Genomic DNA, 26,686 nt, shown 5'->3' with positions numbered 1-26,686 from the left:
CAGGTCCGGCGGTACCTTGGGAGCATGGCTGCTCCCGTCTCCGACCTGTTCGACCCCGACGTCTGGACCACGGCTCCGATCGCGGAGCAGTTCACGGACATCACGTACCACAAGCACGTCTCGAAGGGCATCGTCCGGGTCGCCTTCGACCGTCCCGAGGTCCGGAACGCCTTCCGTCCGCGCACGGTCGACGAGCTCTACCGCGCCCTCGACGACGCCCGTCAGGACCCCCGTGTCGGCGTCGTCCTGCTCACCGGCAACGGCCCGAGCCCGAAGGACGGCGGCTGGGCGTTCTGTTCCGGCGGGGACCAGCGCATCCGCGGACGCAGCGGCTACCAGTACGTCGGTGACGAGGGCGCACCGCCGGAGGGTGTCGACCCCGCGGCCGCGCAGGCGTCGATGGGGCGGCTGCACATCCTCGAGGTCCAGCGCCTCATCCGGATGATGCCGAAGGTCGTCATCGCGGTCGTCCCCGGGTGGGCGGCCGGCGGCGGACACTCGCTGCACGCCATCTGCGACCTCACCATCGCGAGCGCTGAGCACGGTAAGTTCAAGCAGACCGACGCCGACGTCGGTTCGTTCGACGGCGGCTACGGCAGCGCCTACTACGCCAAGCAGATCGGTCAGAAGTTCGCGCGCGAGGTCTTCTTCCTCGCGCAGGAGTACTCCGCCCAGCGCGCGTATGAGATGGGTGCCGTGAACGCCGTCGTGCCCCACGAGGACCTCGAGCGCGAGGCGATCAGCTGGGGTGAGATCGTGCTCGGCAAGTCCCCGACGGCGATCCGGATGCTCAAGTACGCGTTCAACGCCGTGGACGACGGCATGGTCGGCCAGCAGGTGTTCGCCGGCGAGGCGACGCGGCTGGCGTACGGCACCGACGAGGCGGTCGAGGGTCGCGACTCGTTCCTCGAGAAGCGCGCCCCGGAGTGGACCGCGTTCCCCTGGCACTACTGATGCCCCGTCCGCTGGTCGCGACCGGCACGTCGGACCCGATGGCCGTGCTGCGCTCCCTGGAGGCGGCGCTCGCCGGCGGCCCCGCCCTGCTCCCCGTCGCCGAGGGGGCCCCGGCGCTGCCGGCTCCGCCCCCGGCCGAGGTCCGTCAGGCGGTCGCCCTGGTGGTCGAGACGAGCGGGTCCACCGGGACCGGCAAGCGCGTGGCGCTCTCGTCGGAGGCGCTGCTCGCCGGCGCGGCAGCGGCGGACGCGGCGCTCGGCGGGCCGGGGCGCTGGGTGCTCGCGCTGCCGACGCACTACATCGCCGGCCTCAACGTCCTGACCCGGTCGATCACCGCCGGCACCGAACCCGTCGTGGTGCCGTCCGGGCACTTCGCGGCCGCCGCGTTCACCGAGGCGGCCGACCGGCTCGTCACCGGTCCGGCGGCCCCGCGTCGCTACACCTCGCTGGTGCCGGTCCAGCTCGCGCGGGTCCTCGACGACCCGGACGCCACCCGGGCGCTCGCCCGGTTCGACGCGGTCCTCGTCGGCGGACAGGCGACGCCGACCCCGCTCCGGCAGCGCGCGCTCGACGCCGGCGTCCGGATCGTGACGACGTACGGCGCGAGCGAGACGAGCGGCGGGTGCGTGTACGACGGCGTCCCGTTCGGCACGGTGCGCACGGCGCTGGTCGACGGCGAACTGCACCTGGCCGGACCGATGCTCGCCGAGGGGTACCTGGACGACGACACCCGCACGGCGTCGGCCTTCGTCGAACGGGACGGGCTGCGCTGGTACCGGACCGGGGACACGGCGTCCCTGTCCGACGGCGTGGTCCGCGTGCTCGGACGCCTCGACGACGTCGTGATCTCCGGCGGCGAGAAGGTCCAGCTCGGCGCCGTCGAACGGCTCGTCCGTGGTCTGCCCGGGCACGAGGGCGCCGTCGTCACACGTCGTGCCGCGGGGGAGTGGGGTGAGGTCCCGATCGTCGTCACCGAGCGGCCGCTCGACCTCGACGTCGTGCGCGCCAGCGTCGGAGCAGCCCTCGGCCGTGCTGCCCGCCCGGCGGACGTGGTCGTGGTGGACCGGATCCCGATGCTGGCGTCGGGCAAACCCGACCGTGGGGCCGTGCAGGCGCTCGCCGACGGCGGCCGGTAGGAGCTGCGAGCCGTCGCACCCCGCGTCGGCAATAAGATCGGTGCTCGTGGCACGAACGAAGAACTCGACGCAGAAGCAGGGCCGGTCCGGCAACCCGGCGAAGGCCGCTGCCCCCGCCCGCACCAAGCGGAAGGCGACCGCGCGCGACTGGATCGGTGGCGCACGTCTGCGCACCCTGACCCTGGGCGTCGTCCCGGTGGTGCTGGGCACCGCCGTCGCGTTCGTCGACAGCGGTGAGCCCGGCGACTTCGGTGACTACCTGGCGAAGGACGGCCACCTCGCCGTCGCGCTGCTCGCCCTGGCCGTCGCGCTGTTCCTGCAGATCGGCGTGAACTACAGCAACGACTACTCCGACGGCGTCCGCGGCACCGACCAGTATCGCGTCGGCCCGGCACGACTCACCGGAGCCGGCCTGGCCAAGCCCCGGACCGTGCTCACCGTCGCCCTGACGTTCTTCGGCCTGGCGGCGGTCGCGGGCCTGGTCATCGTGCTGCTCACCCAGCTGTGGTGGCTGCTGCTCGTCGGGGCTGCGGCCATCGTCGCCGCCTGGTTCTACACCGGCGGCAAGAAGCCCTACGGGTACAACGCCCTCGGCGAGGTCTTCGTCTTCGTGTTCTTCGGCCTGGTCGCCGTGCTCGGCACGCAGTTCGTGCAGATCCGCGAGGTCACGGTCAGTGGCTGGGCCGCCGCGGTCGCCGCCGGGTTCTTCGCCTGCGCGGTGCTGATGGTGAACAACATCCGCGACATCGACGAGGACCAGCTGGCGGGCAAGCGCACGCTCGCGGTGGTCGTCGGACGCCCCGTGGCCCGCGTGCTCTACGGCCTGTTCCTGATGCTGCCGTACGTCGTGCTGCTCTGGTTCGTGCTGCTCTACTTCCGGACCGGCTTCACGTACTTCTCGCTGCTGCTGGCACTGCCGGCGCTCGCGATCGGGGTGTCGTCGCGCAAGCCCCGCGAGCTCATCACGGCGCTGCAGCTCTCGTCGTTCGCCTCGTTGGCGTTCGGCGTGGTGCTCGGGATCACCCTGGCCGTCCAGCCGTAGGAGCGCTCGGTCAGGTCAGTCGGCCTCGGTGTCCCGACGGGCCTCGTGCCGGTCGGCATCGGACACGGGGCGGACGACCGGGGCGGCGGAGGCATCGGAGTCCGCGGCGTCGACGAAGTCGTCCTCGAAGTCCGAGTCGGCGTCGCGCTCCGGGGCGCCACGGCGGTTCGCCAGGCTCAGGGCGACCTGCGTGCGCAGTCCGGACAGTGCGATGTACGAGATGAGCAGCCCCACCAGGGCGGCGACGATCGTCGCCCAGTACCACTTCAGCGGCGTCAGGAGCAGGAGGAGCACGAGCGCCACCGCGAAGATGCCGAGCCGAGCCAGGGTGTACAGGAGCCACGCTTTCACACGGTGAGTCTACGGAGGGTCGACCGGCAGGGGCATCACAGGGTCGCGACCTAGACTTCACCGCATGGTCCGCTTGTGGTTGATCGTCGCCGTGGCCGCCGTCGCCTTCACGGTGTACGCGGCCATCGACTGCGGGACGATGCCGCGTCAGCGTGTCCGATCCCTGCGCCGCGGCGTGTGGCTCCTGCTCGTGATCGTCCTGCCCGTCCTCGGCGGGGTCCTCTGGTTCCTGCTCGGTCGTACCCCGGCTGCCGGCCCCGGTCCGTCCGCCCGGTACCGTGGACCCGAAGACGACCCGGACTTCCTCGGCACCACGCCGGAGCCGGGCGACACCCTCACGGACAAGGACCAGGACGACGCGACCCTCCGAGACCTCGAAGACCAGTTCCACGACCGAGACGACGACGGCCGCACCGATCGCTGACGGCTCCGTCGGTTCCGGCAGCCCGGCGACCGACACCGCGCTCGCGCTCCTGCAGGAACTCGTCCGCGCCGGCGTCACGGACGTCGTGGTGAGCCCCGGTTCCCGGTCACAGGCCCTCGCCCTCGCCGCGGTCGCCCTCGAGCGTGCCGGCGGGCTCACCGTGCACGTCCGGCTCGACGAGCGGACGGCCGGGTTCTTCGCCCTCGGGCTCGCGGTCGAGACGCACCGACCGGCCGCGGTGGTGACGACGTCGGGCACCGCGGTCGCGAACCTGCACCCCGCCGTGCTCGAGGCACACCACTCCGGCGTGCCGATGATCGTGCTCAGCGCCGACCGGCCGGACGAACTCCGCGGCATCGGCAGCAACCAGACCACGGTGCAGCCCGGGATCTTCGGCCAGGCCGTCGCCTTCGTCCGCGACGTCGAGGCGCCGTCGGCCCACGGTGTCGACGCCTCGGTCCGTGACACCCTGCGCACCCTCGCCCGACAGACGGTCGCCGCCGCTGCCGGCCACACGGGGCAGCCGGGTCCGGCACAGCTCAACGTCGCGTTCCGCGAGCCGCTGTCCGCCGGGCTCGCCGATGAGCACGTCACACCCGTCCCCGACGACGAGATCGACCTCGCGTTCGCCACCCGCCGGGCGCACACCGGGCTGCCGGTCGCCGAACTCACCCCGGACGACGAGCCGGGCACGGTCGTCATCGCCGGGCACGACGCGGGCGAGGACGCCGAACGGATCGCCTGGGAACTCGGGGCACCGCTCCTCGCCGAGGTCTCGAGCGGTGCACGCTTCGGGCGCAACCTCGTCGTGGCCTACCGGGAACTCCTGCGCGACCCGGACCACGGCGGCGCCGTCCGCCGGGCCGTCGTGCTCGGCCACCCGACCCTCAGCAGAGAGGTCCCCGCGCTCCTGCAGCGCGACGGGGTCGAGACGATCGTCGTCCGCGGATCGGCGGCCGACCCCTTCGACCCGGCCCGCGCCTCTCCCCACCGGCACGGCCCGGACGCCGCTGGCGCGTCGCCCGGGAACCGGCGGCGTGGGCCCAGCGAATCGTTGACCACCTTCGTGTCCGACGTCCGCGTGACGGGCCGCACCCGCCCGGAACACCGCGCGTGGGTGGGCCGCTGGGTCGGTGCGAGCCGGCAGGTCCTGGGGGACGGCGACGCCGGCCCGGACCTCGACGCGAAGCGCTCCGCCGACCGCGCCGAGCGCAACAGGTTCCTCCGTGACGAGGTCGCGCTCCGTCGCCGCCCCGTCGACCGGGCCATGCTCGCCGACGCCGTGTGGGGCGTGACGTGGCCGCACGACCGCCTGGTGCTCGGGGCCTCGCAGCTCATCCGTGAAGCCGACGCCCGGGTGCTCGGCAAGAAGATCCGGGTGCACGCGAACCGCGGGCTCGCCGGCATCGACGGCACCGTCTCGACCGCGCTCGGCATCGCCGCGGCGCTCGAGCAGTCGTCGGCCTCGGTCGGCACCACGCGCGTGCTCCTCGGCGACCTGACGCTGCTGCACGACCTCGGCGCGTTCGTCACCGGCACCGAGGAGCGCACCCACCGGGTGCAGGTCGTCGTCGGCAACGACCACGGCGGGGCGATCTTCCGTGGGCTCGAGGTCGCGAAGACCACCCCGGACGCGGACATGCGACGGATGATGTCGACCCCGCAGCACGTGGACCTCGAACGGGTCGTCACCGGGCTCGGGTGGGAGTACCGACGGGCGGCGACGTGGGGTGACCTCGAACGGGTGCTCACGGACCCGGCCGAGCGGGTCGTCATCGAGGTGCCGCTGGCCGACTGACACGCGTCGGACGGCGCGGCCTCGCGTGAGGCGGGCGCGGCGTCGTGTCAGGCCAGCGCGTCCGTGATCGGGCGGAACTTCAGGGCCGTCTCGGCGACCTCGCGCTCCGGCTCCGACCCGGCGACGATCCCGGCGCCCGCCCAGGCCCGCACGGTGCCGTCGTCGTCGATGCGTGCGCTGCGGAGTGCGAGCATCCACTCGCCGTCGCCCGTCGCGCTCATCCAGCCGACCGGCCCGGCGTACCGACCACGGTCGACGCCCTCGAGTTCGGCGACCAGCCGCACCGCGACGTCCGTGGGGGTGCCGGCGACCGCGGCCGTCGGGTGCAGGGCGTCGGCGACGTCGAGCGAGGTGGTGTCGGGCGGCAGGGTGGCCTGCACGTCCGTGGCCAGGTGCCACAGGTTCGGCAGCTGCAGCCGGAACGGTTCGGCGTCGGCGCGCAGGTCCGTCGCGAGCGGTCCGAGCGCAGCGAGCAGGCTGTCGATCGCGAACGCGTGCTCCTCGACGTCCTTGGCGCTGGTGGCCAGGGCCTCGGCGGCAGCACGGTCGGACACCTCGTCGGCGCCCCGGGCTGCACTGCCGGCGAGCACCCGGGCGGTCAACCGGGTGCCGTCGGTGCGGGCGAGGGTCTCCGGGGTGGCACCGACCAGCCCGTCGACCGCGAAGGTCACGCACTGCGGGTAGGCGGCGGCCAGGTCGAGCAGGACCGCTCGTCGATCGGCTCCCGACGGGAGCGTGCCGACGAGGTCGCGGGCGAGCACCACCTTCTGGGCGCCCCCGGCCACGATGCGGCGGACGGCCTCGGACACGTTGGCGGCGTAGGTGTCCTCGTCGATGCGACCGGGCCGCAGGGCGACGGACACGTGCGGGCCGACGTGGGGGACCGGGACCGAGGTCCGCGTGAACGCCAGGGGTTCCGCGCCGGCCGTGGTGTCGATCGCGGTCAGCCACGCCTTGCCCCGGCGACGACCGAGGACCACGCGCGGCACGATGAGCACGCTCTCGTCGGCGGAGTCGTCGGCGAACGCGAACGAGCCGAACGCGACGAGCCCCGAGCCGCGCAGCTGCACCGGGTCGTCGACGGTGGCGGTCTCGACGACGCTGCGCCAGACCGCTGCCGCGTCGCGCATCCGGTCCGGGCCGGTGAACGTGAACCGGAGCGCCTCACCGATGCCGACGATGCCGTCGCCGTTCCGGACGAAGGCGAGGGGACGGTCGCGGAGGGTGTGGCGGAGGACGGCGCCCGGGTCGTCGAGGATCCGGGTCGAGACCGTCAGCGGGGGCGCCGCCGTGGTGGTTCGGGTCACGGCTCCGATGCTACGCGCGGTCGGTGGACGGGCCGCGCGCCCCCGGTGTCCGCCCGGTGCGGCTGCCCGCACCCGTCGCGCACCGCCCGGCTGGCTGCGAGTCCGGTGAACGCTCGGTCGGGACCTCTAGGATTGAGCGCGTGAGCAGAGCGGACCTGAACAAGCGCCCGGACGAGGTGGCGGCGATGTTCGACGACGTCGCGGCCAAGTACGACCTCACGAACGACATCCTCTCGGCGGGCAACGCCCCGCTGTGGCGCGTCGCGACCGTGCGTGCGGTCGACCCGCAGCCCGGCGAGAAGGTCCTCGACATCGCCGCGGGCACCGGGACCAGCGCGGCGGCCTTCGCCAAGAAGGGCGCCGAGGTCACCGCGCTCGACCTGTCCGCGGGCATGATCGCCGTCGGTCGCGAACGCCACCCGGAGATCACCTTCGTCGAGGGGGACGCCGAGCAGCTCCCGTTCGACGACGACACGTTCGACGCGGTCACGATCTCCTTCGGGCTGCGCAACGTGAACGACCCGAAGCAGGCGCTCGCCGAGATGCTGCGTGTCCTGAAGCCCGGCGGTCGTGTCGTCATCTGTGAGTTCTCGACGCCGCCCCGCGCCCTGCTGCGCTTCGGCTACGGCACCTACCTGAAGCGCGTGCTCCCGGGCATCGCGCGGCTCTCGAGCAGCAACCCGGCCGCCTACCGCTACCTCGCCGAGTCGATCGACGCCTGGCCGGACCAGCAGGTGCTGACCCAGTGGCTGCGCGGTGTCGGGTTCTCGGTGGTCGCCTACCGCAACCTGACGGCCGGTATCGTCGCACTGCACCGTGGCCGCAAGCCCGTCGCCGACACGGTGCGCGAGTCCGCGGCACGGCGTGCGAAGGCTCGCCGTGACCACCAGAACACCGGCGAGCAGCCGCGCGTCGACCCGGCCGCCGACTGACCGGTCACCACCCCCGAAGACGGAGCAGCACTTGAATCCGAGCGTCCCGGTCGCACGTCGCGCGCCGAGCCTGCGCGCGTCGCTGGGCATCGGCGAGCGGTTGTTCGCCACGCCCGCCGACCGACGCTTCATCTCCGCGGTCGACGACGGGCTCGAGCTCGTCGAGCAGGGGCTCGAGGACGCCATGCGGTCCACCGACACCCTCGCCGACACCACCAGCCGGTACCTGCTGTCGGCCGGCGGCAAGCGCATCCGCCCGACCCTCACGCTCCTCATCGCGCAGCTCGGCGACGGTGTGACCGACGCCGTGGTCAAGGCCGCGGTGAGCATCGAGACCACGCACCTGGCATCGCTGTACCACGATGACGTCATGGACGAAGCGCCCGTCCGTCGCGGGGTCCCGGCCGCGCAGATCACCTACGGCAACAACGTCGCGATCCTGACCGGCGACCTGCTGTTCGCCCGCGCCAGCCTGATCACCGCCGACCTCGGCACCGAGGGCATCCGGATGCAGGCCGAGACCTTCCAGCGCCTCTGCATGGGGCAGCTGCACGAGACCACCGGCCCGCAGCCCGACGACGACCCGCTCGAGCACTACATCCAGGTGCTCAGCGACAAGACGGGCTCCCTCATCGCCACCGCCGCCCGCGCCGGCGTGATGTTCTCCGGAGCCGACCGCGCGTACCTCGACGCGGTGGGCACGTTCGGCGAGAAGGTCGGCGTGGCCTTCCAACTCGTCGACGACGTCATCGACCTCGCCCCGGCGACGGACAAGACCGGCAAGATCGCCGGCAACGACCTGCGTGCCGGCGTCGACACCCTGCCCGTCCTGCAACTCCGACGGATGGCCGCGACCGACCCGTCCGCGCAGCACCTCGTCGAACGCATCGAGCGTGACGTCAACGGTGCGCCCGACGACGTGGTCGACTCCGCGCCGTACCAGTCGGCCGTCGCCGCACTCCGCGAGCACGAGGCCACCGCCGCGACCCGTGCGGTCGCCGTCGCCTGGGCCCGCGAAGCCGTGGACGCACTCGCCCCGCTGCCCGACGGCACGGTGAAACGGGCACTCACCCGCTTCGCCGACTCCGTCGTCGACCGAAGCCGCTGAACACCCCCTCCCGGCACGGGCCGCCACGGCGACCCGGTCAGGAGGCCCCGGGAACCCCCACCCGAACGAACTGGAGACGATCAGTGCCCACCCTCCGACTCGCCATCGTCGGCGCCGGCCCCGCCGGCATCTACGCCGCGGACATCCTGCTGCGCGAGGCCCACGGCTACGACGTGTCGATCGACCTGTTCGAACAGCTCCCCGCGCCGTACGGCCTGGTCCGGTACGGCGTCGCCCCCGACCACCCCCGCATCAAGGGCATCATCAACGCCCTGCGCGACGTCCTCGACCGCGGCGTCGTCCGGCTGTTCGGCAACGTCCGCTACGGCGAGGACATCACCCTCGACGACCTGAAGAAGCACTACAACGCGGTCGTCTTCTCGACCGGTGCGATCAAGGACGCCGACCTGGACATCCCCGGCGTCGACCTCGACGGCTCGTACGGCGCAGCCGAGTTCGTGAGCTGGTTCGACGGCCACCCCGACGTCCCGCGCACCTGGCCGCTGAACGCCGAGAGCGTCGCGGTGATCGGCGTCGGCAACGTCGCCCTCGACGTCTCGCGCATCCTCGCGAAGCACGCCGACGACCTGCTGCCGACCGAGATCCCGGCGAACGTCTACGAGGGCCTCAAGGCGTCGCCCGTCACCGACGTGCACGTCTTCGGCCGCCGCGGCCCCGCGCAGGTGAAGTTCACGCCGCTCGAGCTCCGCGAGCTCGGCGAGGTCCGTGACGTCGACATGGTGGTCTACGACGAGGACTTCGACCACGACGAGGCGTCGAAGACCGCGATCGCGACGAACAAGCAGGTCATGGTGATCAACCGTGTCCTCGAGCAGTGGCGCACGCGTGAGGTCGGCCAGGCCAGCCGCCGCCTGCACCTGCACTTCTACGCGAAGCCGATCGAGTTCGTCGGCGACGAGCAGGGCAAGCTGACCGCCATCCGGTACGAGCGCACGCGCCCGAACGGCGAGGGCGGCGTCGAGGGCACCGGCGAGATCCGCGAGATCCCGATCCAGGCCGCCTACCGCGCGGTCGGGTACTTCGGTTCGCCGCTGCCCGGTCTGCCGTTCGACGAGCGGCACGGCGTGATCCCGAACCACGAGGGCCAGGTCCTCGACGACGACAACCAGCAGATCCCCGGTGTGTACGCCACCGGCTGGATCAAGCGTGGACCGGTCGGCCTCATCGGACACACCAAGTCCGACGCGATGGAGACCGTGCAGCACATCGTCAACGACCAGGCGAGCTGGTGGACGCCGGATGACCCCTCCGACGAGGCGATCCCGGCCCTGCTCCGCGAGCGCGGTGTCGAGTACACCGACCTCGAGGGCTGGCACCACCTCGACACCCACGAGCAGGCGCTCGGCGCGGTGGACGGGCGCGAGCGCGTCAAGGTCGTGCCGCGCGACGAGATGATCGACGTCTCGCTCGGTCGCGTCGACGCCCCGACGAACTGACGACCATGACCGACACGCGCCCCGTCCCGCCCACCGCGGTGCGGGGCGCGTCCGCTTCCGGGGCCCGGCTGCTCGGCGTCGACGTCGCACGGGCGGTCGCGCTGCTCGGCATGATGGCCGCACACATCGGCGGCATCGCGGACCAGCTCGACTGGACCGACCCGGCGACCTGGTCGGCCATCGCCCACGGGCGTCCGTCGACGCTGTTCGCGGTGCTCGCCGGGGTCTCGATCGGACTGACGAGCGGTCGCACGGACCCGCCGGGCTCGCCGACCATCGGACGCATCCGTGCCCGGCTCGCGATCCGCGCGGTGGTCGTCGTCGTCATCGGCTTCGCGCTCATCGCGCTCGACACCCCCGTGTACGTGATCCTGCCGACGTACGGGGTGCTGTTCCTGCTGGTGGTCCCGGTGCTGCGTCTCCCACCGGCGGCACTGCTCGGCATCGCCGCTGTCTGCGCGGTGCTGTCGCCGCTCGCCGTGCTCGCGATCGCTCCGGCGTACGCGGACGCCGGCATGGTCGGCGTCCAGCTCGGCCTGGTCTACCCCCTGGTCACGTTCCTGGCGTACGTCCTGGTCGGGCTCGCGGTCGCCCGGACCGGCCTGGAGGATCGTGGCGGGCAGGTCGCGCTCCTCGTGTCCGGCGCACTGGTCGCCGCCACGGCGTACGTCGTCGGTGCCGTCGTCGCCCCGCTGCCGGACGACGTCGACCTGGCGTTCCCCGGCGTGCCGTTCGCCGGAGCGGGCTCGACGCCCTCCGGAGCGCTCGCACAGCTGTTCCTGTCGCCGCGCGACCACTCGTCGTCCGTCGTCGACGTCGTGGGGACCGCCGGGGTGGCGGTCGCGGTCATCGCCCTCTGCCTGCTCGTGTTCGACGGCCGGGGCCGCCTGCTGGAACGGATCGCCTTCCCGCTGGCGGCGGTGGGGTCGATGCCGCTGACGGTGTACTCCGGGCACCTCGTGGTGATCGCGCTGCTGCCGGTGTACCCGGACTCCGCGGAGGCCTGGGAGTGGTTCGCGCTCGGGTCCGTCATCTTCGCGATGCTCTGGCGCCGGTTCCTCGGCCGCGGCCCGCTCGAGCGGGTGGTCGGGGCCCTGGCATCCCTCGTCCCGATGCGCTGAGCGCACGCGGCGGACCCGCACCGGGCCTCCAGACAGCTACTGCAGCGCCGCCGTGAGCCGCGCGACGTTGTCGAGTACCTTGGAACGTCGCGGACGGTCGACCCACGCGTCGAGCGTGAGTTCGAAGCTGTGCTGCTTGTAGGAGTCCTGCACCTCGCGCAGGGCGTCGACGAACCGGTGCCCGCGGACCATGACCGAGACCTCGAGGTTCAGGCTGAACGAGCGCATGTCCATGTTGCTCGACCCGATCACCGACACCTCGTCGTCGATCGTGAAGTGCTTGGCGTGCAGGATCGTCGGGGCCCGGTACAGCCAGATCCTCACACCGGCACGCAGCAGTTCCTCGTAGTAGGAGCGCTGCGCGTGCCAGGTCATCGCGTGGTCGCCCAGTTCACCGACGAAGAGCTCGACCTCGACCCCGCGCTGGGCCGTCGTCGTGATGGCGTAGAGCATCGAGTCGTCGGGCACGAAGTACGGCGACGTGATCGAGACCCGCTGCTGCGCCGAGTAGAGCAGCGCGTTGAACAGGCGCAGGTTGTTCTCACCGTCGAAGCCCGGTCCGGACGGCACCACCTGGCAGTCGAGCGCGTCCCCGCGGTCGGCGCGCTGCACGGGGTCGCTCTCACGGAGCAGCAGCTCGTCGGTCTCGCTGTACCAGTCGGTGACGAACAGGGCGTTGAGCCCGGCGACGACCGGTCCCTCGAACCGGGCGAACAGGTCCTTGTAGACCATGCCCTTCTCGACGTGGGACCGCAGGTCGTACGACGCGTCGATCAGGTTCTGCGAACCGGTGAACGCGACGGACCCGTCGATCACCATGATCTTCCGGTGGTTGCGGAGGTCCGGGCGCTGGAACTTCCCCTGCAGCGGCAGGAGCGGCAGCATCAGGTGCCACTCGATGCCGGCCCGGTCCATGAACGACAGGGTCTCCTTGTAGCCGGGGTACCCGCGGCTGGCCCAGTGGTCGAGCAGGAAGCGCACCGTGACGCCACGGGCCTGCGCGCGGGCGAGGGCGTCGAAGAACGGCCGCGTGGTGTCGTCGAGCGTCGCGATGTAGAACTCGACGTGCACGAACCGGCGGGACTGGTCGATCGCCCGGGTCATCTCCGCGATGGACTCCTCGGAGTCCGGGTAGAGCTCCGCGGAGTTGCCGCCGACCAGGGGCATCGCGCCGAGTTCACGGTTCAGTCGCGTGATGCTCTCGAGCCACGCGGGCCACGGGTGGTCACGGCGCACTCGCTCGATGCCCTCGGTCTGCTCGAGGATGTACGCGTTGATCTCGGTCTGCTTCTCCCGGCGGGCACGCGGGAGCTTCGTCGACCCGATGACCAGGAAGACGATGAACCCGATGTACGGGATGAGGAAGATCGCGAGCAGCCAGGCCGTCGCGGTCTGCGGCTTCCGGTTGATCGGGACGTAGATGATCGAGAAGACGCGGATCGCCAGGTCCAGCAGGACGAGCAGGACGGTGATGACGACGCTGAGCCAGTGCTCCACGGGGTGCCGGTGTCGGGTGTCGTTCGGAGGGTGCCGCGGGTCAGCGGAAGTTGATGTACTGGAGCGGCACGTCGAACTCTTCACCCTTGAGGAGCTGGATCGTGTTCTGCAGGTCGTCGCGGCTCTTCGAGGAGACGCGGAGTTCATCACCCTGGATCTGGCTCTTCACGGACTTCGGGGCGTTCGCGCGCAGGAAGGCGCCGATCTTCTTCGCGACGTCCTGCTCGATGCCGTTCTTGAACTTCACCTCGATGCGGTACTCCTTGCCCGAGGGGTACGGGTCGCCGGCGTCGAGGCTCTTCAGGCTGATGTTGCGCTTGATCGCCTTGCTCTGCAGCACGTCGAGGACCGCCTTGGCGCGCTCTTCCGAGTTCGCCTTGATCAGGACGTCCTCGCCGCTGAACGCGATCGAAGCGTCGGCACCCTTGAAGTCGTACCGCTGCTCGATCTCCTTGGCGGCCTGGTTGAGGGCGTTCTCCGCCTCCATCTTGTCGACCTTGCTGACCACGTCGAAGGAACTGTCTGCCATGCGGGACAGCCTAACGGCGGACTGGAGGCGCGGTTCCGGTCGCGTGGATCGGCGCACGGTGGTCACGAGCACCGTTGCGGATCCGCTATGCTCTTGTGCGCGCCTTCGGTTGGTGATCACACCGGCTGGGTGCGCATGGCAAGTTACCCAAGCGGCCAAAGGGATCTGACTGTAAATCAGCCGGCGTAGCCTTCGGGGGTTCGAATCCCTCACTTGCCACCACCTGATCGGCCCCGTCCACTGCGGACGGGGCCGATGGTGTTTCCGGGAGGATGGGTGCATGGCTCCCGATCTCACCCCGTCCCAGTTCGCCGACCTCGCCGAGTCGATCGCCCGTGACGCGGCGGCACTGGCCGCACGGCGCCGCGCCGAGGGGGTCGAGGTCGCGGACCGGAAGTCCAGCATCGTCGACGTGGTCACGGCCGCCGACCGCGAGGTCGAGGCGCTCATCCGCGCCCGGATCGCCGAGGCCCGCCCCGACGACGCCTTCCACGGCGAGGAGTCCGGCTCCGCCTCCGGTGCCTCGGGCATCACCTGGGTGGTCGACCCGATCGACGGCACGGTCAACTACCTCTACGGCAGTGCCGAGTACGGCGTCAGCATCGGCGTCGTCCGGGGTGCACCGGACCCGATGACCTGGGAGCCGATCGCGGGCGTCGTCGTGGCTCCGGCGACGGGCACCGTCTTCCGCGCGGCCGTCGGGCAAGGTGCGACCCGTGACGGACAGCCGCTGTCCGTCGCCACGCCCGCATCGCTCGCCGAGACGCTCGTCGCGACCGGCTTCGGCTACACCGCCGACCGTCGGCGTGAGCAGGTCGGCGTGCTCGCCGGACTGATCGGCGAGGTGCGCGACATCCGCCGCGGGGGAGCGGCGTCGCTGGACTGCTGTGCCGTCGGGGCCGGGGTCGTCGACGCCTACTACGAGCGCGGGATCAACCCGTGGGACATGGCCGGCGGCGCCCTCGTCGCGCAGGAGGCGGGTGCCACGATCCGCATCTGGGAGGCCGGCGGGACCCGGTCGTACCTGTTCGCGAGCCCGGCGGTCGCAGACGATCTCGAGGCCCTGGTCCGCAGGTTGGAGGCCGACGCACTCGGCGCGATCGAGGCCTGACGACTCGCCGGGCCCCAGGTCTGGGGGTGCGGTGTGGACATGACCACGACTGGCGACGTGCGACGAGCTTTGCTAGCGTGCTCAGGTCCCGTTATCTGCTCGTTACCATCGAGCGAGCCCTTCCCCGATCAGGATCGCCACCGCACGCATGCCCCACACCCCGCTCTCGCCCGCTCCCACCGACGGTTCCGTCGACGCCGCCGCGCCGGTCGTCCACCTGAGCCGACGAGCTCGGATCGAGGCGGAGCGAGCGGCGGCGAGGAGCACGGTCGCGACGGGGCCCTCCTTCGACGACGTGATCGGCGCGGCCACGCCGGGGACCCCCGCGGCTCCCGTCTCGCCGATCGACCTGGCACCGGCCTCGCCCGCGCGCCCGGCCGCCCGCATCGCGACGCCGCCGGCACCCACCTCGCCCGTCGTGCAGGCGATCGCTCCCGCCGCCTCGGTGTCGCAGCCGCGCCGGGTCGCCGGTCAGGTCCCCGCGTCCCGTCGCCGCAGCAGCCGCCCGGCCACGACGGCCCCGGTCGATCGTGCGACCCGCCACATCCGCTCCACCCCGACCCCCGTGACCGCGACGGCTCGGACCCCGAAGCAGGGTGCGTCGTTCCGTCGCGCCGCGTCGCGGGTGACCGCGGTGGGTGCACTCCTCTTCGCCGCCGGTCTCGTCGTCTCGACGTCGCTGCCGGCGCAGGCGCTCTGGGTGCCGCAGTCCGGTTCGACCGCGGCCCGTGCCGCCGCCGACGGTGCCACCCAGTCGATGCAGGTCGGGTCCGCGGCGGACAGCTCCACCGACCGTGACCAGTACACGGTGTCCGACGCGACGCAGTACGCCAACGTCGACTCCTCGACCTTCACGAACGACCCGACGGGCACGATCCAGTGGCCGTTCCTCACCGGCGTCCCGATCACCTCGGGCTTCGGCGGACGCCAGGTCGCCGGGTGCTCGTTCTGCTCGACGAACCACATGGGCATCGACTTCGCTCCGGGGGAGGGCACGCCGATCGGCGTGATCGCCGCCGGCACCGTGATCAAGGTGCAGGCGAACGACGGCGGCTTCGGCAACGACGTCTGGGTCGAGCACGACGTCGACGGCAAGCAGTTCGTCAGCGTCTACGGCCACATGGAGGACAACTCCTTCAAGGTCGTCACCGGCCAGCACGTCGAAGCAGGCGACATCCTCGGTCTCGTCGGCAGCACGGGCAACTCCACCGGCCCGCACCTGCACCTCGAGGTGCACGTCGACGGGGCCCCGGTGGACCCGCTGGCGTGGCTCAAGGCCAACGCGAACTAGCGGTCCGCGACGCGGCACGCCCGGGCGTCTCGTCCGGTTCCGGAGCAGCGTCGGTGGTCTGCTATCCTCGTGTGGTGCCGTTCGCGGCACATCGCCCCGATAGCTCAGTGGTAGAGCACCTCCATGGTAAGGAGGGGGTCGTCAGTTCAATCCTGACTCGGGGCTCCGACCCGGTGCGCGTGTCGCTTCCGGATCTCTGGCGGGGTAGCTCAGTTGGTTAGAGCACACGACTCATAATCGTGGGGTCGCGGGTTCAAGTCCCGCCCTCGCTACACGCAAGGCCCTCTCGTTCAGGATCTCCTGGGTCAGGGGGCCTTCTCTGTGCGTGGCACGGTGCCCCTGCGGTGCCCCTGCGGTGCCCCTGCGGTGCCGCGGCCGGTCCTCCGCACCCGTTCCGTTCAGTCGATCGCGGTCCGCAGCGACCCGGGCCCGCTCAGTGCCTCCTCGTCGGCCGCGACGTTCTTCTGCGCGGCGAACTGGGTCCGGTGCAGCTCCTCGTACCGCCCACCCGCGGCCAGCAGTTCCTCGTGCGTCCCGCGCTCCACGATCGAGCCGTCCTCGACCACGAGGATCATGTCCGCGCTGCGGATGGTGGAGAGGCGGTGTGCGATCACCATCGCGGTCCGTCCCTCGAGCGCCTCGCCGAGCGCGGCCTGCACGGCGGCCTCGGACGTCGAGTCCAGTGCCGCCGTCGCCTCGTCGAGGATGACGACGCGCGGCTGGGCGAGCAGGAGCCTCGCGATGGTCATCCGCTGACGTTCGCCCCCGGACAGCCGGTAGCCGCGCTCACCGACCATGGTGTCGAGCTGGTCGGGGAGGGACCGGATGAGCGGCTCGAGCCGTGCGCGACGGACGGCGTCCCACACTTCGTCCTCGGAGGCCTCCGGTCGGGCGAACCGGAGGTTGGAGCGGATGGTCTCGTGGAACAGGTGGCCGTCCTGCGTCACCATCCCGAGGGTGTGCCGCATCGAGGCGAAGGTGACGTCGCGGACGTCCGTGCCGGCGAGGCGGACGGCACCGCTGTCGACGTCGTAGAGGCGGGAGAGGAGCTGCGCCACCGTGGACTTGCCGGCACCGGACGTCCCGACCAGGGCGACGGTCTGGCCCGGCTCGATCCGGAAGGACAGGCCGTGCAGGACCTCCTCGCCGCCGCGGGTGTCCAGCGTGGAGACCTCCTCGAGCGAGGCGAGGGACACCTTGTCAGCGGAGGGGTAGGCGAACCGGACGTCGTCGAACTCGACGGACACCGGGCCGTCCGGGACGGTGACGGCGTCGGGCTGCTCCCGGATGAGCGGTTCGAGGTCCAGCACCTCGAAGACGCGCTCGAAGCTGACCACCGCGCTCATGATCTCCACCCGAGCGTTCGCGAGGCTCGTCAGCGGCGCGTAGAGACGGGTCAGGAGGAGCGCCAGGGTGACCACCTCGCCGGTGTCCAGCTGCCCTGCGAGGGCGAGGAAGCCGCCGAGCCCGTACACGAGGGCGAGGGCGAGCGCGGACACGAGCATGAGGGCGGTGAAGAAGACGAACTGCAGCATCGCGGTCCGGACCCCGATGTCACGGACCCGCGCGGCGCGGACGCGGAACTCCTCGGCCTCCTCGTCGGGCCGACCGAACAGCTTGACGAGCGTGGCGCCGGGCGCCGAGAAGCGCTCGGTCATCTGCGTGCTCATCGCGGAGTTGTGGTCGGCGGCCTCGCGTCGCAGCGCGGCGAGTCGGCTGCCCATGCGGCGCGCGGGCACCAGGAAGACGGGGAGCATGACCACGGCGAGGACCGTCACGAGCCACGAGGTGCTGAGCATGACGACCAGGGTGAGGATCAGCGCCACGAGGTTCGTGACCACACCGGACAGCGTGCCGCTGAAGGCCTGCTGCGCGCCGATCACGTCGTTGTTGAGGCGGCTCACGAGCGCACCGGTCCGGGTGCGGGTGAAGAACGCGACGGGCATCTTCTGCACGTGGTCGAAGACGGCGGTGCGGAGGTCCAGGATCACCCCTTCGCCGATCCGCGCCGAGTACCAGCGGGTGGTCAGCGACACGGCGGCGTCGGCCACGGCCACGAGGGCGATGACGACGGCGAGCCGGACGATGGTGCTGATCTCGCCGCGGGCGACGATGACGTCGACCACCTGGCCGGCGAGGACCGGTGTCGCGACCGCGAGGAACGCTCCCACGACGGAGAGGGTGATGAACACCAGCAGCTTGCCCCGGTAGGGCACCGCGAAGGACATGATCCGCCGCAGGGACGCGCGCGAGAAACCGTGCTTGCCGTCCTTGGCCGTCGAGATCTTGTACAGCGAGCTCCAGGCCGCGCTCTCCATGCTCATGGTGGTTCCTTTCATGGGGACCACGCCCAACATAGATGGCCGGTCGCTCCCTCGGCGCCGCGGCGGGGCTAGTGCGTCCGGTGCGACCCGGTGTCGGTGCGCGTCGCCAGCACGCCGGCCGAGCGGAAGGCGTCCTCGATCGAGACGGTGACGTCCCGCCAGGCGGCGCGACGCCGGTTCGCGCCGATGCTCCCGCCGGACACGGCCGTCATGTGTCCCGTCCGCCGCAGCGTGATGGTGGTGGTGGCGCCGTCCACGATGGTCGACAGTTCGTACCGCCGGTACTCCCGCGCGGGCTGCACGAGTGCGCCGAGCAGGATGGTGAGCACCCGGCTGCCGGCCGTCGCGGTCATCGTGCCGCCGGTCGACTCGACGTGGTGTCCCGTGCGGCGCAGCGCTGCGGCAGCGACCTCCATGGCGGTGCACCGGTCGCCCGTGTGCACGGCGAACTCGGTCGTGGTGTCCATCGGCTCTCCCCGTCCCGAACGAACTCGTGCCCCGGGGCACGCGCCGATTCCCCCGAATCGGTATCAGACAGTCTAACTGATGCGTTCTCATGGACGACAGGCCCCAGGACGGGCGTCGGTAGACTGCCGTGGTGTCAGTGAACCCCGAGCTCGTCGGCAGGACGTTCCCGCCGGCCCAGCCCTACCTGGTCGGCCGCGAGAAGGTGCGCGAGTTCTCGCGTGCGGTGTTCGCGACCAACCCCGTCCACCACGACCCCGACGCCGCACGGGCGGCCGGGTACGCCGACGTGGTCGCACCCCCCACCTTCGCCGTCGTCGTGCAGGAGGCCACGCTCGCGCAGCTCCTGAACGAGCCCGACGCCGGCATCGACTTCTCCCGCGTCGTCCACGGTGAGCAGTCGTTCACCTACGACCGTCCGATCGTCGCCGGTGACGAGCTCACCGCGACGCTGACGGTGACCAGCGTGAAGACCCTCGGTGGCAACGCGATGGTCACGGCCCAGAGCACGATGAACGACGCCTCGGGGGAGCACGTCGTCACGGCGACCTCCACCCTCGTGGTCCGAGGAGACGACGCATGACCGCCGCACCAGCCACCGCGCTCGAGGTCGGCACGGTCGTCGCCGAGCGTGACGTGCACGTCACCCGCGACTCGCTCGTCCGGTACGCCGGCGCATCCGGCGACTTCAACCCGATCCACTACCGCGACGACGTGGCCGCGTCGGTCGGCCTGCCCGGTGTCCTCGCCCACGGCATGCTCACGATGGGGATCGCCGTGCAGCCGGTCGCCGAGTGGCTCGGTGACAGCGGCTGGGTCGCGGGCTACGGCGTCCGCTTCACGCGTCCGGTCGTCGTCGACCCGGAGCAGGGTGCCACCGTCGGGATCGTCGCGAAGGTCGGCACCGTCGACGAGGACGGCCGTCCGAAGCGCATCGACCTCACCGTGACCGCCGCCGGGCAGACCGTGCTCGGCAAGGCGCAGGTCACGGTGGTGTTCCGCTGACCGTGTCCGAGCCGGTGCTGGCCGACCTGACGACGCTGCGCGTCGGCGGGGCCGCCTCCCGGCTGCTCACGGCCACGACGACGGACGACCTCGTCGCCCACGCGCTCGACGCCTTCGACGACCACGAGTGGCTCGTCCTCGGCGGCGGCAGCAACCTGCTGGTCGCCGACCAGGGCTTCGACGGCACGGTCGTGCTGGTCCGGACGACGGGCGTCGACGCCGAGCGCGACGCCGACGGCGTCACCGTCCGCGTCGCCGCGGGGGAACCGTGGGACCCGTTCGTCGCCACGACCGTCGCGAACGGTTGGACCGGCCTGGAGGCACTCAGCGGCATCCCGGGCACGGTCGGTGCGTCCCCGGTGCAGAACATCGGCGCCTACGGGGTCGAACTCGCCGACGTGCTCACGCGCGTCGAGTTCCTCGATGCGGCCACGGGGGAGCGCGCGTGGGTCCCGGCAGCCGAGCTGGCGCTCGGCTACCGCACGTCGACGCTCAAGCACGGTCGCCGCGGGGTGGTGCTGACGGTCGAGTTCCGGCTCGGGTTCGCGGGGGAGCAGGGCGTGCCGGTGCGGTACGCGCAGCTCGCCGGTTCGCTCGGTGTCGACCTCGGTGCGCTCGTGCCGCCCTCGACCGTCCGCGACGAGGTCCTGCGGCTGCGCGGCTCGAAGGGGATGGTGCTCGACGGGGACGACCACGACACCTGGAGCGCGGGGTCGTTCTTCACGAACCCGATCGTCTCGCCGGCGTTCGCCGAGACCCTGCCGACGGATGCGCCCCGCTGGCCCGCGGGCGACGACGTCAAGCTCAGTGCCGCGTGGCTCATCGAGCACGCCGGCGTGCACCGCGGGTACGCGGTGCCGGGATCCCGCGCGGCGATCTCGTCGAAGCACACCCTCGCCCTGACGAACCGGGGTGGGGCGACGGCCGCCCAGGTGGCCGAGCTCGCACGGTTCGTGCAGGTGACCGTCCTGAACCGCTTCGGCGTCTCGCTCGTCCCGGAACCCGTCGTGGTGGGCGACCTGCTCGGCTGATCGTCCACACGACGGGACGGACGAGCACGACGTGCCACGGGCCTCCCGGAACGCCGAACGGGCCACCTCGATGAGGTGGCCCGTCCTGCGGATGCGGAGGGACTACGCGAAGAACGTCGCCAGTCGGGCGACGCCCTCGGCGATGTCGTCGTCGCCCAGCGCGTACGACAGGCGCAGGTAGCCGGAGGGGCCGAACGCCTCGCCCGGGACGACCGCGACCTCGGCGTGCTCGAGGATCAGGTCGGCCAGCTCGAGCGTGGTCGTCGGGGTCGAACCGGCCCACTCGCGACCGAGCAGCGCGGTGACGTCCGGGTAGACGTAGAAGGCGCCCTGCGGGGTCGGCGTCCGGAAGCCCGGGATGGCGTTGAGGCCGTCCACGATGGTCTTCCGGCGGCGGTCGAAGGCCTCTCGCATGGCGGCGACGGGCTCCTGCGGGCCGGTCAGGGCGGCGATCGCGGCGCGCTGCGACACGTTCGAGACGTTGGACGACAGGTGTGACTGCAGGTTCGACGCGGCCTTGACGGCGTCGGTCGGACCGATGAACCACCCGACGCGCCAGCCGGTCATCGCGTAGGTCTTCGCAACGCCGTTCACCAGGATCGTCGTGTCGGCCAGGGCGGGGACCTCGGCCAGGATGCCGGTGAACCGGACCCCGTCGTACACCAGGTCCTGGTAGATCTCGTCGCTGATCACCCAGATGCCGTGCTCGAGCGCCCATTCGCCGATGGCCCGGGTCTGCTCCGCCGAGTACACGGCGCCGGTGGGGTTCGACGGCGAGCAGAACAGCAGGGCCTTGGTCGCCGGGGTGCGGGCCGCCTCGAGCTGCTCCACCGTCACCAGGTAGTCCTGGTCGCTGCCGGCGAAGACCTCGACCGGCTCGCCACCGGCCAGGCGGATCGCCTCGGGGTAGGTGGTCCAGTAGGGCGCCGGCAGCAGGACCTCGTCTCCGGCGTCGACGATGGTCTGGAAGGCCTGGTAGACCGCCTGCTTGCCGCCGTTCGTGACGATGACCTGCGACGGGTCGACCGCGATGCCGGACACCCGGGCGGTCTTGTCGGCGATGGCCTGCTTGAGTTCGGGCAGACCGGTCGCGGGCGTGTACCGGTGGTTCTTCGGGTCCTGCGCGGCAGCGACGGCCGCGTCGACGACGTGCTGCGGGGTCGCGAAGTCGGGCTCGCCCGCGGCGAACGAGATCACCGGCCGCCCGGCTGCCTTGAGCGCCTTGGCCTTCGCGTCGACCTTGAGCGTCGCGGACTCGGCGATGGCCGCGATGCGGGACGCGATGCGCGGACGATCGGCCGGCGCGGTGGCGAGGGTGTCGACGGACACGTGGGCGGTGGACTCGGGGCCTGGGGCTGCGGTGCTCACGGGGTCCAGCCTACCGGCGCGGCACGCCGTGGAAGGGGTCAAGTGGACACCGTGTGACGGACTCCCGTAGACTCGTCCACCGGAACGCGGATCGGTGTCGAACCGCGTCCGAAGGGCGGTGGCTCAATTGGTAGAGCAGCGGTCTCCAAAACCGCAGGTTGCAGGTTCGAGTCCTGTCCGCCCTGCAACTCTGGAAGGGTAGAAGTTGGCGAGCAAAGACATGGAGACGACGGCGGACGACGTCGTCGCCAAGGCGAAGCAGGACCGGGCCGAGCGCCGCGGGCCCATCGCTGCCATCGTGCTCTTCATCCGCCAGGTGATCGGCGAACTGCGCAAGGTCGTCACGCCGACCCGCAAGGAACTCTTCAGCTACACGGGCGTCGTGCTCGTGTTCGTCGTCGTCATGATGATCCTGGTGTCGATCCTCGACTTCGTGTTCGGACTCGGCGTCGGGTACGTCTTCGGCAACGGGCCCACGGCCTGACCCCGACGTCGGCTGCCGTGTGCGGCTGTTCCGAGGAGTACGGTCGCCCGAGACGGCGTCGATCGTGACGGCGTTGCCCGTGACCATGACCGAACGCCACCCCGACCCGAACCACCGAACGGAAAGAATCGACTGTGTCTGACAACTCCCGCGATGACATCGACCTCGCGACGGCTGCCGAGCAGTCCTCCGAGGTCGAGGAGAACCAGGAAGGCGACGTCGAGACCGGCGAAGGACGCTCCGTCGAGTCCGCTGAAGAGCGTGCGATCTCGATCGAGGGCGACGACGACGAGTCGCTCGGCCTCAGCTCCGAGCCCGACGACGGCACCGTCGACGCGGGCCTCGACGAGGCGCTGACCGCCCTGCAGGAAGCCCGCGACCCCGAGGCCGACGCCGTCGTGGACGACGCACTCGAGATCGACTCCGCCGACGAGGCCGAGGCCGCCGTCGAGGCCGTCGAGGACGAGGAAGAAGTCGAACTCGAGTCCGAGACCGCCGCCGAGGCGAACGAGACGCTCGCCGCCGACGAGGCACTCGACGCCGAGGACGAGGACGAGGACGACGAGCCCGCCGAGGTCGACCCGTACGAAGCCTTCAAGGCCGAGCTGCGGATGAAGCCGGGCAAGTGGTACGTCATCCACTCCTACGCGGGCTTCGAGCGCCGCGTGAAGTCGAACATCGAGAACCGCATGGTCTCGATGTCGATGGAGGACTACATCTACCAGGTCGAGGTCCCGATGGAGGACGTCGTCGAGATCAAGAACGGGCAGCGCAAGCTGGTCACCCGCGTCCGGATCCCCTCGTACGTGCTCGTCCGCATGGACCTCAACGAGGACTCGTGGTCCGTCGTCCGGCACACCCCGGGCGTCACCGGCTTCGTCGGCAACGCGCACAACCCGACACCGCTCCGTTTCGACGAGGCGTTCGGCATGCTCAAGTCCCTCGTGCAGGTCGCCGAGGCGGCCCCCACCAAGGGCGGCGCGAAGGGCAGCGGCTCGCTGCAGGCCCAGCCCGCGGCCGAGGTCGACTTCGAGGTCGGCGAGACGATCACGATCAAGGAAGGCTCGTTCGCGGGTCTGCCTGGTTCGATCTCCGAGATCAAGCCGGAGAGCGGCAAGCTCACGGTCCTCGTCTCGCTGTTCGAGCGTGAGACCCCGGTCGAGCTCAGCTTCGACCAGGTCACCAAGCTCTAGCGATCACCACGCTGTAGCGATCACCGAGATCGACTACACTGAACGGGTTTGGGCCCGCGCGCCTCGTGCGAGCGGGCCTTCACCGCTGTCCGGAACGGCCGGACCAGCGGGAGAGTGCACGGGTCCCCGTGTGTTCGATTCCAGGAGGAAGACAAGTCATGGCACCGAAGAAGAAGGTCACGGGCCTGATCAAGCTGCAGATCAACGCGGGAGCCGCCAACCCGGCCCCCCCGATCGGTCCGGCGCTCGGTCAGCACGGCGTCAACATCATGGAGTTCTGCAAGGCGTACAACGCGGCGACCGAGTCGCAGCGTGGCAACGTCGTGCCGGTCGAGATCACCGTCTACGAGGACCGTTCGTTCACGTTCGTCCTGAAGACCCCGCCGGCCGCCGAGCTCATCAAGAAGGCTGCTGGTGTGCAGAAGGGGTCCTCGACCCCGCACACGGTCAAGGTCGCGAAGATCTCGATGGACCAGGTCCGTCAGATCGCCGAGACCAAGCAGGCCGACCTGAACGCCAACGACATCGAGCAGGCCGCGAAGATCATCGCCGGCACCGCACGCTCGATGGGCATCACGGTCGAGGCCTAAGCACCGATCGGGCTCCGGCCCACCACCAGACACCTTTCCGTGGGAGAGCCTCGCCGGCTCGCCAACCACGTATCTCGCAAGGAGACCACCATGGCGAAGAAGTCCAAGGCCTACCAGGCCGCGGCCGCGAAGATCGAGGCCGACAAGTTCTACACCCCGACCGAGGCCGTCGCCCTGGCCAAGGAGACCGGTTCCTCGAAGACCGACTCCACGGTCGAGGTCGCGCTGAAGCTCGGCGTCGACCCCCGCAAGGCCGACCAGATGGTCCGCGGCACGGTCATCCTGCCGCACGGCACGGGCAAGACCGCCCGCGTCATCGTCTTCGCGACGGGTGCGGCCGCTGAGGCCGCGATCGCCGCGGGCGCCGACGAGGTCGGTGGCGACGAGCTCATCGCGAAGGTCGCCGAGGGCTACACCTCGTTCGACTCCGCCGTCTCGACCCCCGAGCTCATGGGCAAGGTCGGTCGTCTCGGCAAGGTCCTCGGCCCGCGTGGCCTCATGCCGAACCCGAAGACCGGCACCGTGACCCCGAACGTGGCGCAGGCCGTCAACGACATCAAGGGCGGCAAGATCGAGTTCCGCGTCGACAAGCACGCCAACGTGCACTTCGTCGTCGGCAAGGCCTCGTTCACGCCGGAGCAGCTCGACGAGAACATCTCGACCGCGCTCGAGGAGATCAACCGCCTCAAGCCGTCGTCCTCGAAGGGCCGTTACGTCATGAAGGGCGCCGTCTCGACGACCTTCGGTCCCGGCATCCCGCTGGACGTCAACAGCATCTGAGTCGTCTGACTCGTGGAAGGGCCCGCACCGGCAACGGTGTGGGCCCTTTCCGCGTGTCCCGGAGCCGTCCCGGTAGCGTGGAGCGGTGCGCACCCTCGTGAACTCGCTCCGGTTGATCGCCCTCATCGCCGTCGTCGTCGCGGTCGTCGCGCAGTGGCTCGAGAGCTCGCGGACCCCGACCTACTCGTTCTGGAACTTCTTCGGCTACTTCACGATCCAGTCGAACCTGATCGTCGCCGTGGCCCTCGCGGTGACGCTCGTGGCCGCGGCCCGTCGCAAGCGGGCGGACCTCACCGTCTCGGTGCTCCGCGGCGCCGCGACGGTGTACATCGCGACGACCGGCATCGTCTACAACACGCTGCTCACCGGTGCCAACGTCTCGGCGTCGGTGCCGTGGTCGAACGACATCGTGCACAAGATCATCCCGGTGTACGCGGTGCTCGACTGGCTGCTGTTCTCGGACCGGGCGCGACTGCTGCTCCGGCACGTGTGGTGGTTCCTGCTCTACCCCGCGGTCTGGACCACCGTGGTGCTCGTCCGCGGTGCGACCGACGGGTGGGTGCCGTACCCGTTCCTCGACCCGGGGCAGGGCTACGGTGTCGTCGCGATCTACGTGGTCGGGATCGCGGTCTCGATCACCCTGCTCGGCATCCTCGTCGTGGGGATGAGCCGGCTGCGGCTGGTGAAGGTCTAGGAGACGGGCTAGGAGCGGAAGCCGCGGAGCTTGTCGAGCACCAGGTCGGCGAGCTGCACCAGCCCGCGGATCTGGTCGTCGTCGCGGTCGACCCAGCGGCACTCGGGTTCGTCGGCGACCGGCACGAACCCGTCGTGGCGCTCCCAGACGAACAGGGTGCGGTCGGCGCCGAGCACGTACTGCTGCCACCAGATCTGCCGCAGGTAGTGCCGGGGGATGCTCCGCCAGGCCTTGCCGGTGGTCTTGATCTCGGCGAGGACCACGCGCGACGACTCGTCGACCCCGACGCCGTCCGGGGTGGCGAGGTGGGCGCGGTTCGCGGCGGCGTGGAACAGGTGCGCCGAGGGCTGGATGCCGTGCGTCGCCGCCACCCACGCGGCGATGACCGGTTCGCGGTCCTTGCCGTGCTCGGTGAACGCGTTGCCGGAGAACCGGGAGCCGTAGCGCTTCTCGGTGACGACGGCCTCGACCGCGCGCAGTGAGGCGAGCCGGGCGACGTCGGTCGCGGTGATGCCCATGGCACGGGCGCGGAGCCATGCGACGCGGTCCGAGGAGTGCGCGACGATGCGCTCGGTGTGGCCGCGCAGGGCGGTGAACGCATCACGCGCAGCCGGGACCGGCGCGGTCGACCCGGGAAGGGCCTCCAGACCGGGGTCCAGGTCGCCCCACAGGGTGGGCTGCACGATCGTCACCC

At 71.1% G+C, this 26,686-nt stretch carries 27 protein-coding genes and 4 tRNA genes; 23 read left to right on the top strand and 8 right to left on the bottom strand.

The annotated features are described in order from the left end of the window. Positions 1 to 24 precede the first annotated feature (24 nt). The 3 genes from KK087_RS12970 to KK087_RS12960 are packed head-to-tail and all read left to right on the top strand — an operon-like array spanning position 25 to position 3,132. On the top strand, positions 25 to 954 hold the full coding sequence (locus KK087_RS12970) for a 1,4-dihydroxy-2-naphthoyl-CoA synthase (protein WP_214565830.1): 930 nt from the start codon (positions 25 to 27) through the stop codon (positions 952 to 954). After that, positions 954 to 2,090 (top strand): AMP-binding protein, encoded by a 1,137-nt coding sequence (locus KK087_RS12965; protein WP_214565828.1) that lies wholly within the window; start codon positions 954 to 956, stop codon positions 2,088 to 2,090. Before KK087_RS12970 ends, KK087_RS12965 begins: the two co-directional genes overlap by 1 nt. A 40-nt stretch (positions 2,091 to 2,130) precedes the next feature. Next, a complete protein-coding gene (locus tag KK087_RS12960) occupies positions 2,131 to 3,132 on the top strand; it encodes a 1,4-dihydroxy-2-naphthoate polyprenyltransferase (RefSeq protein WP_214565826.1) in 1,002 nt (333 codons plus the stop codon). A gap of 15 nt (positions 3,133 to 3,147) precedes the next feature. Here KK087_RS12960 and KK087_RS12955 read toward each other — a convergent pair whose 3' ends face one another. Next, positions 3,148 to 3,483, bottom strand: a complete 336-nt coding sequence (locus KK087_RS12955; RefSeq protein WP_214565824.1) for a DUF4229 domain-containing protein — start codon at positions 3,481 to 3,483, stop codon at positions 3,148 to 3,150. A gap of 64 nt (positions 3,484 to 3,547) precedes the next feature. Here KK087_RS12955 and KK087_RS12950 point away from each other — a divergent pair, with 64 nt between their 5' ends. Together KK087_RS12950 and menD are read left to right on the top strand one after the other, a co-directional pair. Further along, positions 3,548 to 3,907, top strand: a complete 360-nt coding sequence (locus KK087_RS12950) for a PLDc N-terminal domain-containing protein (RefSeq protein ID WP_214529575.1) — start codon at positions 3,548 to 3,550, stop codon at positions 3,905 to 3,907. 88 nt (positions 3,908 to 3,995) lie between these two features. Further along, complete coding sequence (gene menD, locus KK087_RS12945) at positions 3,996 to 5,705, top strand: 2-succinyl-5-enolpyruvyl-6-hydroxy-3-cyclohexene-1-carboxylic-acid synthase (protein WP_439647694.1); 1,710 nt, start codon at positions 3,996 to 3,998, stop codon at positions 5,703 to 5,705. Between the two features lie 47 nt (positions 5,706 to 5,752). Here menD and KK087_RS12940 read toward each other — a convergent pair whose 3' ends face one another. Beyond that, a complete protein-coding gene (locus KK087_RS12940; RefSeq protein WP_214565822.1) occupies positions 5,753 to 7,012 on the bottom strand; it encodes an isochorismate synthase in 1,260 nt (419 codons plus the stop codon). Between the two features lie 140 nt (positions 7,013 to 7,152). On the opposite strand from KK087_RS12940, the gene KK087_RS12935 reads away from it, so the two are divergent. From KK087_RS12935 to KK087_RS12920, 4 genes are all read left to right on the top strand, one after another. Then, positions 7,153 to 7,944, top strand: a complete 792-nt coding sequence (locus KK087_RS12935) for a demethylmenaquinone methyltransferase (RefSeq protein ID WP_017888622.1) — start codon at positions 7,153 to 7,155, stop codon at positions 7,942 to 7,944. Positions 7,945 to 7,975: 31 nt separating this feature from the next. Next, positions 7,976 to 9,052 carry a polyprenyl synthetase family protein gene (locus tag KK087_RS12930; protein WP_110893078.1) on the top strand — a complete coding sequence of 359 codons (1,077 nt, stop codon included), beginning with the start codon at positions 7,976 to 7,978 and terminating at the stop codon, positions 9,050 to 9,052. Between the two features lie 83 nt (positions 9,053 to 9,135). Continuing rightward, positions 9,136 to 10,509: an FAD-dependent oxidoreductase gene (locus tag KK087_RS12925; RefSeq protein WP_214565820.1), complete on the top strand. Its 1,374-nt coding sequence runs from the start codon at positions 9,136 to 9,138 to the stop codon at positions 10,507 to 10,509. A gap of 5 nt (positions 10,510 to 10,514) precedes the next feature. Next, entirely contained in the window at positions 10,515 to 11,630 is a 1,116-nt protein-coding gene (locus KK087_RS12920) for a heparan-alpha-glucosaminide N-acetyltransferase domain-containing protein (protein WP_214565818.1), read from the top strand. Positions 11,631 to 11,666: 36 nt separating this feature from the next. On the opposite strand, the gene cls is transcribed toward KK087_RS12920, so the two are convergent. Together cls and KK087_RS12910 are read right to left on the bottom strand one after the other, a co-directional pair. Continuing rightward, positions 11,667 to 13,127: a cardiolipin synthase gene (gene cls / locus KK087_RS12915; protein ID WP_214565810.1), complete on the bottom strand. Its 1,461-nt coding sequence runs from the start codon at positions 13,125 to 13,127 to the stop codon at positions 11,667 to 11,669. Positions 13,128 to 13,167: 40 nt separating this feature from the next. Further along, the gene (locus KK087_RS12910) at positions 13,168 to 13,656 is read right to left on the bottom strand and encodes a YajQ family cyclic di-GMP-binding protein (RefSeq protein ID WP_214529567.1); all 489 of its coding nucleotides are present in this window, start codon (positions 13,654 to 13,656) and stop codon (positions 13,168 to 13,170) included. A gap of 137 nt (positions 13,657 to 13,793) precedes the next feature. Here KK087_RS12910 and KK087_RS12905 point away from each other — a divergent pair. The 5 genes from KK087_RS12905 (at position 13,794) to KK087_RS12885 (ending at position 16,330) form a co-directional block, all read left to right on the top strand. After that, positions 13,794 to 13,878, top strand: a tRNA-Tyr gene (locus tag KK087_RS12905). Positions 13,879 to 13,936: 58 nt separating this feature from the next. Further along, positions 13,937 to 14,767: an inositol monophosphatase family protein gene (locus KK087_RS12900; RefSeq protein ID WP_214565808.1), complete on the top strand. Its 831-nt coding sequence runs from the start codon at positions 13,937 to 13,939 to the stop codon at positions 14,765 to 14,767. Between the two features lie 148 nt (positions 14,768 to 14,915). Continuing rightward, positions 14,916 to 16,058 carry a M23 family metallopeptidase gene (locus tag KK087_RS12895; protein WP_214565806.1) on the top strand — a complete coding sequence of 381 codons (1,143 nt, stop codon included), beginning with the start codon at positions 14,916 to 14,918 and terminating at the stop codon, positions 16,056 to 16,058. 93 nt (positions 16,059 to 16,151) lie between these two features. Next, positions 16,152 to 16,223: transfer RNA gene (locus KK087_RS12890), tRNA-Thr, on the top strand. 33 nt (positions 16,224 to 16,256) lie between these two features. Beyond that, a tRNA-Met gene (locus KK087_RS12885) sits at positions 16,257 to 16,330 on the top strand. Between the two features lie 126 nt (positions 16,331 to 16,456). Here the strand turns inward: KK087_RS12885 and KK087_RS12880 are convergent. Both KK087_RS12880 and KK087_RS12875 read right to left on the bottom strand, forming a co-directional pair. Beyond that, a complete protein-coding gene (locus KK087_RS12880; RefSeq protein ID WP_214565804.1) occupies positions 16,457 to 18,382 on the bottom strand; it encodes an ABC transporter ATP-binding protein in 1,926 nt (641 codons plus the stop codon). A 68-nt stretch (positions 18,383 to 18,450) separates the two neighbouring features. Beyond that, positions 18,451 to 18,849, bottom strand: coding sequence for a hypothetical protein (locus KK087_RS12875; protein WP_214529561.1), 399 nt, complete (start codon positions 18,847 to 18,849; stop codon positions 18,451 to 18,453). Positions 18,850 to 18,980: 131 nt separating this feature from the next. On the opposite strand from KK087_RS12875, the gene KK087_RS12870 reads away from it, so the two are divergent. The 3 genes from KK087_RS12870 to KK087_RS12860 are packed head-to-tail and all read left to right on the top strand — an operon-like array spanning position 18,981 to position 20,883. Continuing rightward, a complete protein-coding gene (locus KK087_RS12870) occupies positions 18,981 to 19,430 on the top strand; it encodes a MaoC family dehydratase N-terminal domain-containing protein (protein ID WP_214545121.1) in 450 nt (149 codons plus the stop codon). Beyond that, positions 19,427 to 19,852, top strand: coding sequence for a MaoC/PaaZ C-terminal domain-containing protein (locus KK087_RS12865; RefSeq protein WP_214529556.1), 426 nt, complete (start codon positions 19,427 to 19,429; stop codon positions 19,850 to 19,852). Before KK087_RS12870 ends, KK087_RS12865 begins: the two co-directional genes overlap by 4 nt. A 2-nt stretch (positions 19,853 to 19,854) precedes the next feature. Then, positions 19,855 to 20,883 carry a UDP-N-acetylmuramate dehydrogenase gene (locus tag KK087_RS12860; protein WP_214545119.1) on the top strand — a complete coding sequence of 343 codons (1,029 nt, stop codon included), beginning with the start codon at positions 19,855 to 19,857 and terminating at the stop codon, positions 20,881 to 20,883. 102 nt (positions 20,884 to 20,985) lie between these two features. Here KK087_RS12860 and KK087_RS12855 read toward each other — a convergent pair whose 3' ends face one another. Continuing rightward, positions 20,986 to 22,212 carry a pyridoxal phosphate-dependent aminotransferase gene (locus KK087_RS12855; RefSeq protein WP_214565853.1) on the bottom strand — a complete coding sequence of 409 codons (1,227 nt, stop codon included), beginning with the start codon at positions 22,210 to 22,212 and terminating at the stop codon, positions 20,986 to 20,988. A 151-nt stretch (positions 22,213 to 22,363) separates the two neighbouring features. On the opposite strand from KK087_RS12855, the gene KK087_RS12850 reads away from it, so the two are divergent. The 6 genes from KK087_RS12850 to KK087_RS12825 all read left to right on the top strand — a co-directional run bounded on the left by KK087_RS12850 (position 22,364) and on the right by KK087_RS12825 (position 25,992). After that, positions 22,364 to 22,436 (top strand) — tRNA-Trp (locus KK087_RS12850). A 35-nt stretch (positions 22,437 to 22,471) separates the two neighbouring features. Further along, the gene (gene secE, locus KK087_RS12845) at positions 22,472 to 22,735 is read left to right on the top strand and encodes a preprotein translocase subunit SecE (RefSeq protein ID WP_371830607.1); all 264 of its coding nucleotides are present in this window, start codon (positions 22,472 to 22,474) and stop codon (positions 22,733 to 22,735) included. A gap of 134 nt (positions 22,736 to 22,869) precedes the next feature. Further along, entirely contained in the window at positions 22,870 to 23,928 is a 1,059-nt protein-coding gene (gene nusG / locus KK087_RS12840; RefSeq protein ID WP_214565802.1) for a transcription termination/antitermination protein NusG, read from the top strand. A gap of 158 nt (positions 23,929 to 24,086) precedes the next feature. Further along, a complete protein-coding gene (gene rplK, locus KK087_RS12835) occupies positions 24,087 to 24,518 on the top strand; it encodes a 50S ribosomal protein L11 (RefSeq protein WP_017888638.1) in 432 nt (143 codons plus the stop codon). A gap of 90 nt (positions 24,519 to 24,608) precedes the next feature. Next, positions 24,609 to 25,298, top strand: a complete 690-nt coding sequence (gene rplA / locus KK087_RS12830) for a 50S ribosomal protein L1 (RefSeq protein WP_017888639.1) — start codon at positions 24,609 to 24,611, stop codon at positions 25,296 to 25,298. An 85-nt stretch (positions 25,299 to 25,383) separates the two neighbouring features. After that, the gene (locus tag KK087_RS12825; RefSeq protein WP_214565800.1) at positions 25,384 to 25,992 is read left to right on the top strand and encodes a Pr6Pr family membrane protein; all 609 of its coding nucleotides are present in this window, start codon (positions 25,384 to 25,386) and stop codon (positions 25,990 to 25,992) included. A gap of 8 nt (positions 25,993 to 26,000) precedes the next feature. On the opposite strand, the gene KK087_RS12820 is transcribed toward KK087_RS12825, so the two are convergent. Further along, positions 26,001 to 26,684 (bottom strand): YqaJ viral recombinase family protein, encoded by a 684-nt coding sequence (locus tag KK087_RS12820; protein ID WP_214565798.1) that lies wholly within the window; start codon positions 26,682 to 26,684, stop codon positions 26,001 to 26,003. Positions 26,685 to 26,686: the final 2 nt, after the last annotated feature.

Source organism: Curtobacterium aurantiacum (genome assembly GCF_018598555.1).
Lineage (GTDB): Bacteria > Actinomycetota > Actinomycetes > Actinomycetales > Microbacteriaceae > Curtobacterium > Curtobacterium aurantiacum.
Note: the sequence above shows the minus strand (reverse complement) of the source record. Positions and strands in the feature narration are given on the sequence as shown.

Coding starts and splice junctions, on each gene's coding strand:
- KK087_RS12970 (WP_214565830.1), top strand. CDS start 25: ATGGCTGCTCCCGTCTCCGACCTGTTCGACCCCGACGTCTGGACCACG.
- KK087_RS12965 (WP_214565828.1), top strand. CDS start 954: ATGCCCCGTCCGCTGGTCGCGACCGGCACGTCGGACCCGATGGCCGTG.
- KK087_RS12950 (WP_214529575.1), top strand. CDS start 3,548: ATGGTCCGCTTGTGGTTGATCGTCGCCGTGGCCGCCGTCGCCTTCACG.
- KK087_RS12920 (WP_214565818.1), top strand. CDS start 10,515: ATGACCGACACGCGCCCCGTCCCGCCCACCGCGGTGCGGGGCGCGTCC.
- KK087_RS12910 (WP_214529567.1), bottom strand. CDS start 13,656: ATGGCAGACAGTTCCTTCGACGTGGTCAGCAAGGTCGACAAGATGGAG.
- KK087_RS12900 (WP_214565808.1), top strand. CDS start 13,937: ATGGCTCCCGATCTCACCCCGTCCCAGTTCGCCGACCTCGCCGAGTCG.
- KK087_RS12895 (WP_214565806.1), top strand. CDS start 14,916: ATGCCCCACACCCCGCTCTCGCCCGCTCCCACCGACGGTTCCGTCGAC.
- KK087_RS12880 (WP_214565804.1), bottom strand. CDS start 18,382: ATGAGCATGGAGAGCGCGGCCTGGAGCTCGCTGTACAAGATCTCGACG.
- KK087_RS12875 (WP_214529561.1), bottom strand. CDS start 18,849: ATGGACACCACGACCGAGTTCGCCGTGCACACGGGCGACCGGTGCACC.
- KK087_RS12865 (WP_214529556.1), top strand. CDS start 19,427: ATGACCGCCGCACCAGCCACCGCGCTCGAGGTCGGCACGGTCGTCGCC.
- secE (WP_371830607.1), top strand. CDS start 22,472: ATGGAGACGACGGCGGACGACGTCGTCGCCAAGGCGAAGCAGGACCGG.
- rplK (WP_017888638.1), top strand. CDS start 24,087: ATGGCACCGAAGAAGAAGGTCACGGGCCTGATCAAGCTGCAGATCAAC.
- rplA (WP_017888639.1), top strand. CDS start 24,609: ATGGCGAAGAAGTCCAAGGCCTACCAGGCCGCGGCCGCGAAGATCGAG.